The 12,305-nt window shown below is 72.6% G+C and carries 5 protein-coding genes; 4 read left to right on the plus strand and 1 reads right to left on the minus strand.

The window, feature by feature from the left end; genetic code table 11:
• Positions 1–7 precede the first annotated feature (7 nt).
• Positions 8–2,932 (minus strand): lysylphosphatidylglycerol synthase domain-containing protein, encoded by a 2,925-nt coding sequence (locus ABZ532_RS02680; protein ID WP_361278916.1) that lies wholly within the window; start codon positions 2,930–2,932, stop codon positions 8–10.
• A 140-nt stretch (positions 2,933–3,072) separates the two neighbouring features.
• Here ABZ532_RS02680 and ABZ532_RS02685 point away from each other — a divergent pair, with 140 nt between their 5' ends.
• The 4 genes from ABZ532_RS02685 (at position 3,073) to ABZ532_RS02700 (ending at position 12,292) form a co-directional block, all read left to right on the plus strand.
• Positions 3,073–3,447 carry an MGMT family protein gene (locus ABZ532_RS02685; RefSeq protein WP_361278918.1) on the plus strand — a complete coding sequence of 125 codons (375 nt, stop codon included), beginning with the start codon at positions 3,073–3,075 and terminating at the stop codon, positions 3,445–3,447.
• A 299-nt stretch (positions 3,448–3,746) separates the two neighbouring features.
• Complete coding sequence (locus tag ABZ532_RS02690) at positions 3,747–7,124, plus strand: ATP-dependent DNA helicase (protein WP_361278920.1); 3,378 nt, start codon at positions 3,747–3,749, stop codon at positions 7,122–7,124.
• Positions 7,125–7,239: 115 nt separating this feature from the next.
• The gene (locus ABZ532_RS02695; protein WP_361278923.1) at positions 7,240–10,851 is read left to right on the plus strand and encodes an ATP-dependent DNA helicase; all 3,612 of its coding nucleotides are present in this window, start codon (positions 7,240–7,242) and stop codon (positions 10,849–10,851) included.
• A gap of 10 nt (positions 10,852–10,861) precedes the next feature.
• A complete protein-coding gene (locus ABZ532_RS02700; RefSeq protein WP_361278925.1) occupies positions 10,862–12,292 on the plus strand; it encodes a dipeptidase in 1,431 nt (476 codons plus the stop codon).
• Positions 12,293–12,305: the final 13 nt, after the last annotated feature.

The raw sequence follows: 12,305 nt of genomic DNA on the forward strand, positions 1-12,305 counted from the left end.
GCCTACCTCAGAGTGCACCCTTTCGGGTGAGGTGGGTGAAGGAAACCCATCCCGGCAGCACCGGGATCCAGAGCGTCAGCAGCCGGTAGAGCAGCACGGCGGGGGCCGCGACCTCCCACGGCAGCCCCACAGCGACCAGGCCGACCGTCAGCGCGCCCTCGACCGCGCCGATACCGCCCGGTGTCGGCGCGGCGGATCCGAGGGCGTTTCCCGCGAGGAAGACCACGGCGATGCTGGCGTAGCTGAGCTGCTGGTTGCCGTTGTCGAAGGCCCGGATCGAGGCGTCCAGGCACATCACGAAGGCACCGGTCAGCATCAGCATGCCGCTGATTCCGGTGAGCAGTTTCACCGGCCGCTGGAGCACGTCCAGCATGCGCGGGACGACACCGACGAACAGCGAGCGCAGTCTCGTCGACACGAACTTGCGCATGAACGGGATCGCGGTCACCACCAGCACCAGCACGGCCACGGTCAGCAGACCGGCGATGACAGTCCTGGACGGGGTCACCGGCGAAGTCTTCTCCGTACCGGTCAGATAGCCGAAGGCCAGCAGCAGCATGATGTGTGCGCCGAGCCCGAAGAGCTGGGAGGCGCCGACGCTCGCCACGGCGAGCCCGGGGCGTACTCCGGAGCGCTGGAGGAAGCGGGTGTTGAGGGCGACTCCGCCGACCGCGGCCGGGGCGACGATCTTCACGAAGGAGCCGGCGACCTGCGCCGTGACGGTCCGCAGGAACGGCACCCGCTCGGGTACGAAGCCCAGCAGGCTCATCGCCGCCGCGACATAGCTCACGGCCGAGAAGAGCACCGCCGCCGACACCCAGCCCCAGTGGGCCTCGGCGACCACGGTGAGATCGGTCTTGGTCAGCTGCGACAGCAGGAAGTACGCACCGATGGCCCCGGCGATCAGCGAGACCAGCGTGCGCGGCTTGATCCGCTCCAGCCGGACGGGCTCGACCGGTGCCTGCGGCCGGATCAGCAGCACCTGCCGCCGGATCTGGGCCAGCAGATCCTCCTCGCGTGCCTCGTCCAGCGCCTCGTCCATGGCGCGCTTCTCGGCCTGCTTCTCGGCGCGCTGCGACTTCCGGGCGGCCTTTCTGGCGACCTTGTCGGACTCGCCGCCCTGCTCGCCGTCGTCAGCGACGGATGCCTGCGCCCTCGCCTGCTTGGCCGCCTCGGCCGTCGCGAGCACCGCCTCGCGCTCGCGCTGTGAACGCTCCCGCGCGAGCCGCCGCAGGGTGGCCCGCGTGGAGCGGCTCAGGGCGATCGGCTGGAGCAGGGGAAGACAGTCGGCGACCGCGTCGGGACCGAGCACGTCGACGGCCGCCGCCACCGCGCGCTCGGCCCCGACCCGCAGGCCCAGAGTGGCCAGCAGCTGGGCGATGTCCATACGCAGCACGATGTCGCCGGCGGCGATCTCACCGCCGCGCAGATCGGTCAGCAGCACCTTGCCGGAACGATCCACCAGAATCGCGTCGCCGGTCAGCCTGCGGTGGGCGATGCGTCGCGACTGAAGCGCCTTCACCTGCTCGAAGGCACCCCGCACCACCGCATCGGTGATCTCCTCGTCGGGAAGCGAGTCCAGCGAGCGCCCGCCGAGGTGCTCGTACACCAGCATCACGGCGTCGGGCCCCAGCTCCGACGTGGCGATCAGCTTGGGGGCATGCGCACCCGCGGCGATGGCGGCATACGCGAGGAGCGCCTCCTGCTCCAGCGCCTGGCGCAGTGACTGGATCGAACGGCGCGTGAAGATGCCGCGCAGGGTGAGCCGGCGCCACACGCGGTAGAAGTAGCCCTGTGCCTGCTGCTCACGGTCGACGACGGTGACGTCCAGCGGTGGGCCGTCCTCCAGGGTCACGAGATAGCGGCGGCCCCGGTCGCCGTTCTCGGGCGACTCGGGCGCGTCCTCCGCACGCATGGCCGTGACCGGGCGGAAGCCCACCCGGCGCAGACCCGCCAGCAGGGTCTGCCCGGTGGGCTGGACGTTCGGCGAGCCGACCGCGTAGATCGTGCCGTACGCGACCGTCCAGCCGATCAGCACCGTCAGAATGATCGAGAACGGGGTGGTGTAGCCCGCCACCAGCATCGCGAACGCGTCGAGCAGCAGCACCCCCCACAGCGCCACCCGCCAGCGTGGGCGTTTGGCCATGCCGACGGCAGTCATATAGGCGATCACCGGCGCGAGGTAGCCGTGGACGGGATCGGTCAGGCCTCCGCCCGTCTGCGGCTGGGTCAGCGCGTCCTGGATCTGGCTGGGCGCGGCGTCGGCGACCCACAGGTCGGTGGCAAGCGTCACACCGTGGGCGAGCACGGCGGCGAGCACGCCGTCCGCGATCCGCAGTCCGTCCCGCTTGATCAGACGCTCGATGGCGAAAGCCACGGGGACGAGCAGCACGGCGATGCTGGCGAGCAGGCCGGCGAGCTTGACCAGCAGGTCGGGGGCCTGCCCCGTGCGCTTGGAGATGTCCGACTCCAGGCCGGACGTGGTGCCGTGGGCGAAGGCGGCGATGGCAAGGAGCGCCGCGACCAGCAGGATGCCGGTCAGCAGCCGGGTCAGGTCGGACGGGCGGTGCACCCGGGCGGGGAGCAGGGGCTCGTCGCCGAACACCCGCTCGGTGGCCGACGGGGTCTCGTGCGCCGGGGTGTCGCCTGCCCGGGAGTCGACGGCGGGGTCGTCACCGTGGTCGGACCGGACACTCTCCGCGGCCCCGGGCCAGCTGCCCTGGTTGTCCTCGGGGGCGGCCTCCGGTCCCGCGGGGGTCACCTCCCGCGGTTCCGCGGCACCCGTCGCCTCGGTGCCGGGCCCGCCTTCGCGGACCGCGCTCTCGTCCGGCTTCGCGTGCTCACCCGGATCCGTGCTTTCACCGGATCGCTGACCGGCCTTATCCGGGCGCGACTCGGAGCCGGATGTGCTCGCCGCTGTCGCAGGCTGCACGCCCCGCTCCTTCGTCGTGTCGGTCTCTTCTTGATCTCGTATCACCAGTCACCGCCCGGATGATGGTGGCATGCCGCGCCGACGGACGGGGGCATCAGGGTGCCCGGTCGCTGTCGGTGCCATGGTGCAGGATGGGCCGGATGAGCGATGAGGTGCCGGGGCTGCCGGAATTGCCGGAGCTGCCGGAATATGCGGAGCGGGTGCTCGACGCCGCTGAGCGTATCCCGCCAGGTCGTGTCATGACCTACGGAGACGTGGCGGAGTGGCTGGACGAGGGCGGCCCTCGCCAGGTCGGCCGCGTCATGGCGCTGTACGGCAGCGCGGTGCCCTGGTGGCGCGTGGTGCGTGCGGACGGAGCCCTGCTGCCGGGCCATGAGCTCAGCGCACTGGACCGCTACCGCGCCGAGGGGACGCCCTTGCGCGAGGCTGCCCGCGGTGCGCAGGGGCACATCCCCCGCCTGGACATACGGCGGGCGCGCTGGGACGGCGTCACGGACATGGAAGCTCACAACTGACAGCTTCCGCCATTCGAGGGCGCGATGGGTGCCCCGGTTCCCGCACGAGGTACCCGCGGGGTCCCGGACCGGACTCCCTGCGGGCCGGGCGGCGCGTGGCGTAGCGTCGTCGGAGCCTTTCGCGGCGCCCGCACCACCGCGGCGAAGCGCACATCTCACCACCAGCACACCCACCAGGACCGGCGACCCACGTGAGTTCCTCCCCTTCCACCGGGCGTACACCGCACCGTCGGGTACGGCAAGGGGTCCCCCCGCGCCCGCAAGGAGCCAGGGGGCGGACCCCGGGCGCGTACCGACTGGTGCGTACCACGCCGGGCCCGGTGCATCCCCCTCTCCTGGACGCCGCTCAGCGCGCGGTGGTTGACCACGAGCGGGGGCCGCTGCTCGTCCTCGCCGGACCGGGCACCGGGAAGACCACGACCCTGGTGGAGGCGGTCGCGGCGCGGATCGCGGCCGGTGCCGATCCGGAGCGGCTGCTGGTCCTCACCTTCAGCCGCAAGGCGGCTGTCGAGCTGCGCGACCGGATGGCGCTGCGGATCGACGGCCGGCAAGGTGAGCCGCGCAGCGGACGGGGCGGCCGCGGGGTCGTCCGGGCACCGCAGGCGACGACCTTCCACTCGTACTGCTACGCGCTGGTTCGCGCCCATCAGGAAGCGGACCTCTTCGCCGAGCCGCTGCGGCTGCTGTCGGGTCCTGAGCAGGACGTGGCGGTACGGGACCTGCTGGCCGGCCAGCTGGATCTGGAGAGCGAGGGGCTGCCGGCCAGGGTCCGTTGGCCCGACGAGCTGCGGGCCTGCCTGACCACACGCGGATTCGCGGACGAGGTGCGTGCCGTGCTGGCCCGCACCCGTGAGCTGGGCCTCGGCCCCCGCTCACTGGCCGGTTTCGCGGCACGCGCGGGCCGCAGGGACTGGGGCGCGGCTGCCGCGTTCCTCGCCGAGTACCTGGACGTGCTCGACACGCAGGGGGTGCTCGACTACGCGGAGCTGGTCCACCGGGCAGCGCTGCTCGCCGAGACCACCGCGCTGCCCGGCTACGACGCCGTCTTCGTGGACGAGTACCAGGACACGGACCCGGCACAGGTGCGGCTGCTGAGGGCGCTCGCCGGGGGCGGCCGGACAGTGGTCGCGTTCGGCGACCCCGACCAGTCGATCTACACGTTCCGGGGCGCCGACGTGAACGGCATCCTCGACTTCCCGAGCGCCTTCCCGCGGTCGGACGGCCGCCCGGCACCCGTCGCCGTGCTCACCACATCCCGGCGCTCGGGTGCGGCACTGCTGTCCTCGACCCGGCTGCTGGCCCAGCGCATGCCGCTGCCCCGGCTGCCGGCCGGGGCGGTCCGGGCCCACCGCGCGCTGACCGCGGTCCGTCCGGGCGGCCGGGTCGAGACCTATACGTATCCCACGGGCTCGACCGAGCTGGACAACATCGCGGACATCCTGCGCCGCGCCCACCTCGAGGACGGCGTGCCCTGGAACGACATGGCCGTCCTGGTGCGTGCCGGTACGCGGACCCTGCCATCGGCACGGCGCGCCCTCGCGGCCGCGGGGGTCCCCGTCGAGACGGACGGCGACGACATTCCGCTGCGCCATGAACCCGCGGTCGTTCCGCTGCTCACCGCGCTGCGGGCGGTGGCCGCCGCACCGGACGCCACCCGGTCTGGTGCCGTGCCGGGCGCCGAGGCCGCCGGGGACGCCGAGCAGGACGCCAAGGACGCCAAGGACGCCAAGGACGCCAAGGACACGGTCACCGAGGAGGGGGCCTATCCGGCCGCCGCCCAGGTCGACCCGCTGGCCCCGGTCGCCCCGCTCGACCCCGAAACCGCCCACACCCTTCTCACCTCACCCCTCGGCGGCATGGACACCGCGGACCTGCGCCGCCTCGGCCGCGCCCTGCGTGACGAGGAGCGCGCCGCGGGACACCGGGTCCCCGCTCCCTCCCACACGCTCATCGCGCGTGCACTCGCCGAGCCTGAGCGGCTCACCGCCCACGATCCCGCGTACGCCCGCGGCGCTCAGCAGCTCGGCGCGCTGCTGCGCAAGGCACGCGAGCTGCTCGAAGGAGGGGGCACCGCCGAGGAGGCGCTATGGGAGCTCTGGAACGGCACCACGTGGCCACAGCGCCTCCAGCGGGCCTCGCTGCGCGGCGGCGCCGCCGGGCGCAACGCCGATCGCGACCTCGACGCCATCTGCGCCCTCTTCGAGACCGCCGCGCGGGCCGAGGAGCGCACCGGTGGCCGTGGCGCCCACAACTTCCTGGAGGAGCTGGAAGCCCAGGACATCGCCGCCGACACCCTCACCCGGCGCGGTGTCCGGCCCGCCGCCGTACGCCTGATGACGGCACACCGCGCCAAGGGCCTCGAGTGGGGCCTTGTCGTCGTGGCCGGTGTGCAGGAGGGGCTGTGGCCCGATCTGCGCCGCCGCGGTTCCCTGCTCGAAGCCGACCGCATCGGCCGCGACGGCATCGCCGAACCCCTGCCCCCCGGCGCACTGCTCGCCGAGGAGCGGCGCTTGTTCTACGTCGCAGCGACGCGCGCCCGTGAGCGGCTGGTCGTCACCGCCGTGAAAGCCCCGGCTGAGGACGGGGACCAGCCATCGCGGTTCCTCGCCGAGCTCGGCATCGAACCGCGCGACATCACGGGCCGCCCGCGGCGTCCCCTCGCCGTGGCTCCGCTGGTCGCCGAGCTGCGCGCCACCACCGTCGACCCGGACGCGTCCGATGAGCTGCGCGACGCCGCCGCCCGCCGTCTCGCGCGGCTCGCGGCGCTCACCGACGACGAGGGCCAGCCGCTCGTACCCGCCGCGCATCCGTACCGCTGGTGGGGGCTGAACGAACCGACGCACAGCGGTGCCCCGCTGCGTGACCGGGACGGTCCCGTGGCCCTGTCCCCGAGCTCTCTCGAGAAGCTGACCAGCACCTGCGCGCTCCAGTGGTTCCTCGGGCGGGAGGTCCGGGCCGACGCCCCCGCGAGCGCCGCACAGGGCTTCGGCAATGTCGTCCACGTGCTCGCAGACGATGTCGCGTCGGGCCGCACGCCGGCCGACCTCGCCGTCCTCGTGGAACGCCTCGACGCGGTCTGGGACGCACTCGCCTTCGACGCCCCGTGGAAGTCCGCGCAGGAGAAGGAACAGGCGCGCGCCGCCCTGGAACGCTTTCTGCGCTGGCATGTCATGGACCGTGGTGGGCGCAGCCCCGCCGCCACCGAGCACGCCTTCGACGTCACTCTGGAGGCGGGGGAGTACGAGGTGCGGATCCGCGGCTCGATGGACCGCGTCGAACAGGACGAGCACGGCCGGGCCTACGTGGTCGACTTCAAGACCGGCAAGCAGGCACCCACCAGGGACGAGGTGGCCCACCACCCCCAGCTCGCGGTCTACCAGCTCGCGGTACGCGAAGGCGCGGTGGACGAGGTCTTCGACGGGCGCAGGCCCGAGCCCGGCGGCGCCGAACTCGTGCAGCTGCGCCAGCCCGCCCTCAAGAAGGAGGGCGGTGACGCCCTGCCGAAGATCCAGGCTCAGGAGGCGCTGTCCGGGGCATGGGTGGGCGAGCTGCTCGCCACCGCCGCGGGCAGGGTTCTGGACGAACGCTTCACGCCCACCACCGGCCCGCACTGCGGTCAGTGCGCGTTCCGGGCCTCGTGCAGTGCCCAGCCCGAGGGCCGGCACATCGTGGAGTGAGCCGACGGCACCACCGATGCCCGATGCCCGATGCCCGATGCCCGATGCCCGATGCCCGATGCCCGATACCGGGCATCGGCGGTCGATGTCAGTGGCGGCCGTTAGCCTCTCTCGGGTGTCCGCGCGTATCACCGATCCCGAGCAGCTCAAGGAGCTCCTGGGTGTCCCGTTCACCCCGGAGCAGATGGCCTGCGTCACGGCGCCGCCCGCCCCGCAGGTCATCGTGGCCGGTGCCGGTTCGGGCAAGACGACGGTGATGGCGGCCCGCGTGGTCTGGCTGGTGGGCACGGGACAGGTCGCACCCGAGCAGGTGCTCGGTCTGACGTTCACCAACAAGGCCGCCGGCGAGCTCGCCGAGCGGGTCCGCACGGCGCTGGTACGGGCGGGGGTGACCGACGGTGAGGCGATCCAGTGGGCCGTTCCCGAGGAGTTCGCCAGCCCCGGATCCGTGACCGGAGCCCATCCGTCCGGCGAGCCCCGTATCTCCACCTACCACGCCTTCGCCGGGCAACTGCTCACTGACCACGGGCTGCGGATCGGTCTGGAGCCGACCTCCCGGCTCCTCGCGGACGCCACCCGTTTCCAGCTCGCCGCGCGTGTGCTGAGGGAGGCCCCCGGGCCGTACCCGGCGCTGACCAAGTCCTTTCCCTCCCTGGTCAGCGATCTGCTCGCGCTCGACGCCGAGCTGTCCGAGCACCTCGTACCTCCCGATCGCCTGCTGGCATACGATTCCGCGCTGCTGCGGGACCTGGAGTCCGCCAGGCTGACCAACGCCGAACTGCGCAAGATCCCCGAGGCCGCGGCCGCCCGTCGTGAGCTGCTCGAGCTGGTCGTTCGCTACCGCGCGGCGAAGCAGGCCCGCGACCTGCTCGACTTCGCTGATCAGATAGCCCTCTCCGCCGAGCTGGCACGCACCCGCCCCGAGGTGGGCCGGATCCTGCGGGACGAGTTCCGGGTGGTCCTGCTCGACGAGTACCAGGACACGTCCGTGGCCCAGCGGCTGCTGCTCTCGGGCCTGTTCGGTACGGGTACCGGCCACGCGGTCACGGCGGTAGGCGACCCCTGCCAGGCGATCTACGGCTGGCGCGGTGCCTCCGTGGCCAATCTGGACGACTTTCCCGAGCACTTCCCGTTCGCGGACGGCCGCCCCGCCGCGCGGTACTCCCTCAGTGAGAACCGCCGCAGCGGCGGCCGTCTGCTCAGCCTGGCCAACGGCCTCGCCGAGCCGCTGCGGGCCATGCACGAAGGGGTCGAGGCACTGCGCCCCGCGACCGGCGCCGAACGCGACGGGTCCGTGCGCATCGCCCTGCTGCCCGGCCACGCGGAGGAGATCCAGTGGCTCGCCGACTCGATCGCCCATCTGGTCCGCACGGGCAAGGAGCCTGGGGAGATCGCGGTGCTGTGCCGCACGGCAGGGGACTTCGCCGCGATTCAGGGCGCCCTCGTCGCACGGGACGTCCCGGTGGAGGTCGTCGGCCTCTCGGGACTGCTGCATCTGCCTGAGGTCGCCGACCTCGTCGCCGTCTGCGAAGTGCTCCAGGACCCGGGGGCGAACGCCTCGCTGGTCCGGATCCTGACCGGCCCCCGCTGGCGCATCGGGCTCCGTGACCTCGCCCTGCTCGGCCGCCGCGCCCGTATCCTCGTCCACCGCGCCCGCGCTGACGACGGCTCCGCCGACGTGGACCAGCGGCTCGCCGAGGCCGTCGAAGGCACCGACCCCGCCGAAGTGGTATCGCTCGCGGACGCACTCGACACCTTCCTGGAGTCCGGCGAGCCCGACGACGGGCTGCCGTTCTCAGGTGAGGCCCGGGTTCGCTTCGCCCACCTCGCCCAGGAACTGCGGGAGCTGAGGCGTTCTCTCGCCGACCCGCTGATGGAAGTGCTGCACCGTGTCCTCGCCACCACCGGTCTGGAGGTCGAGCTCTCCGCGTCCCCGCACGCCCTCGCGGCCCGCCGGCGCGAGACCCTCTCCAACTTCCTCGACACAGCCGCCTCCTTCGCCTCGCTGGACGGCGAGGCGAGCCTGCTCGCCTTCCTGAGCTTCCTGCGCACCGCGGAGCAGTACGAGAAGGGCCTGGACAACGCACTGCCAGGCGGCGAGAACACGGTGAAGGTCCTCACCGCCCACAAGGCCAAGGGACTGGAGTGGGATGTGGTCGCCGTGCCGGGGCTCGTCGCCGACCAGTTCCCGAGCACCCGCTCCCGTGAGTCCTGGACCGCCCAGGCGAAGGTCCTGCCGCATGCGCTGCGGGGGGATGCCGACACCCTTCCGGACATGGCGTCGTGGGACGCCGGCGGCCTCAAGGCCTTCAAGGCGGACATGAAGGACCACCAGCACATCGAGGAGCTGCGCCTCGGCTATGTGACCTTCACCCGCCCCCGCTCCCTGCTGCTCGGCTCCGCCCACTGGTGGGGCCCGACCCAGAAGCGGCGCCGTGGCCCGTCCGCGTTTCTGCACGCGCTGTACGACCACTGCGCGGCCGGCTACGGAGAGATCGAGGTCTGGACGGAAGAGCCGGACGAGGACGCGGAGAACCCGGCCCTGCACCGGGAGGCCGGGGAGACCGATCAGCAGGCCTGGCCGCTTCCCCTGGATCCCGAGGCGATGCGCCGCCGCCGCCGGGCAGCCGACACGGTGCTGAGCCATCTGTCGGCGATGTCGGTGACGGCAGACGGGGCTGCGGCTTCCGACGAGGGTCCTTCCGGTCATGGCCTTCACGAGGACCACCAGGACCACCAGGACCACCAGGATCAGGAGGTCTTCTGGCCTGAGGAACCCGTGGAGCCCGACGACGAGCCGTGGCCGCAGGACTGCGCCGACACACACGACTACGCGAGCGACGACGCGGACACGGAAACGGGAGAGGACCCCGACCCGGCGCGGTGGGCCGGGGACGACCACGACTCCGGGGACCACGCGCACGCCCGGCTCCCCGGCCAGCGCAGCCCCGGGGCCCCGGCCCCTGAGTCCCTCACCCCCGAGGACGCCCGCACCATCGCTTCCTGGGACCGCGACCTCGAGGCGCTCACCGGCGAACTCCGCCGCGCCCGTGCCACGGTGCGAGAGGTCCCCGTCCCCCCATCCCTCTCGGCATCCCAGCTTCTGCACCTCGCCGCCGATCCTGACGGCTTCGCCCAGGAACTCGCCCGTCCCATGCCGCGCCGGCCCCAGCGGGCGGCCCGCAGGGGCACCCGCTTCCACGCCTGGGTCCAGTCGCGGTTCGAGGAGCTGCCACTCCCCATGCTCGGGCCCGATGAGCTTCCTGGCCGCGACCCGGACGACCCGGACGGGGCGGAGATCGCCGATGAACGGGACCTCGCCATGCTCAAGGAGGCCTTCGGGCGCACCTCCTACGCCCGCCGCACCCCGTACCGAGTGGAGGTACCGGTGCAGCTCACCCTTGCGGGACGGATCGTCAGGGGACGCATCGACGCCGTCTACCGCGACGCCGCCACCGGGGCGTTCGAGATCGTGGACTGGAAGACCGGCCGGGAGTACGACGCGGACCCGCTGCAGCTCGCCGTGTACCGGCTCGCCTGGGCGGAGCAGCACGGTCTCGCACCGGATTCCGTGGCCGCGTCCTTCGTCTATGTCCGCACCGGTGAGGTCGTACGCCCCGGTGCCCTGCCCGACCGCAGTGGACTCGAACAGCTGCTCGCGGACCGGTCGGCAGCGGAGGAGCCGGCGCACGACCGCGCAGACGAGCCCGCCCCGGGCGCCGGATAGGCTCAGGGGCATGAGCGAGACCCAGGACAATGTCGTCCGCACCCACATACATCGGCACCGCGAGGCCTTCCTCGACGACCTCGCCGAGTGGCTGCGCATCCCCTCGGTCTCGGCGCAGCCCGAGCACGACGGGGACGTGCGGCGCAGTGCCGAGTGGCTCGCCGCCAAGCTCAAGGAGACCGGCTTTCCGGCCGCCGAGGTGTGGGAGGTACCGCTGGCCATGCCGGAGGCCGCCCCCGGCGCCCCCGCCGTGTTCGCCGAGTGGCCGTCCGATGATCCGGATGCGCCGACGGTGCTGGTCTACGGCCACCATGACGTGCAGCCGGCGGCCCGCGAGGACGGCTGGCACACCGATCCGTTCGAGCCGGTCGTCAAGGACGGCCGGATGTACGCACGCGGCGCGGCCGACGACAAGGGCCAGGTCTTCTTCCACACCCTGGGTGTGCGCGCCCATCTCGCCGCCACGGGCCGCACTGCCCCGGCCGTCCATCTGAAACTGCTCGTCGAAGGCGAGGAGGAGTCGGGCTCCCCGCACTTCCGCGCCCTCGTGGAGCGGCACCTGGACCGTCTTGCCGCGGATGTGGTGATCGTCTCCGACACCGGGATGTGGTCGGACACCACCCCCACGGTGTGCACCGGGATGCGCGGTCTCGCCGACTGTGAGATCGAGCTGCACGGCCCCGGGCAGGACATCCACTCCGGCTCCTTCGGCGGTGCGGTGCCCAACCCGGCCACGGTCGCCGCCCGGCTGGTCGCGGCGCTCCACGACGAGCACGAGCGGGTGGCCGTTCCCGGCTTCTACGACGGCATCGCGGAGCTCACCGACGCCGAGCGCGAGCTGTTCGCCGAGCTGCCGTTCGACGAGGAGGAGTGGCTGCGGACGGCCAAGTCCCGCGCGACGCTCGGTGAGGCCGGCTACTCCACCCTGGAGCGCGTCTGGGCCAGGCCGACCGCCGAGGTCAACGGCATCGGAGGCGGCTACCAGGGTCCCGGTGGAAAGACGATCATCCCGTCGTCCGCCATGTTGAAGCTGTCCTTCCGGCTTGTCGCGGGCCAGGATCCGGACCGCGTGGAGGAGGCGGTGCGGGACTGGGTCGCCTCGCGGATCCCGGCCGGCATCCGCCACGAGATCACCTTCGGCGCCTCGACCCGCCCCTGCCTGACCCCGCTGGACCACCCCGCCCTCCAGGCGGTCGTCCGCTCCATGAGCCGGGCCTTCGAAGGCGAGAAGATCCGCTTCACACGTGAGGGAGGCTCGGGCCCGGCGGCCGATCTCCAGGACGTGCTCGGTGCGCCCGTCCTCTTTCTGGGCATCTCCGTGCCGTCCGACGGATGGCACGCGCCCAACGAGAAGGTCGAGCTCGATCTGCTGCTCAAAGGCGTGGAGGCCAGCGCCTACCTGTGGGGAGAGCTGGCCACCGCCCGCGCCGCCCGCCGCTGAACGTCAGTACACC

The organism is Streptomyces sp. NPDC019396 (assembly GCF_040632375.1).
Classification (GTDB): domain Bacteria; phylum Actinomycetota; class Actinomycetes; order Streptomycetales; family Streptomycetaceae; genus Streptomyces.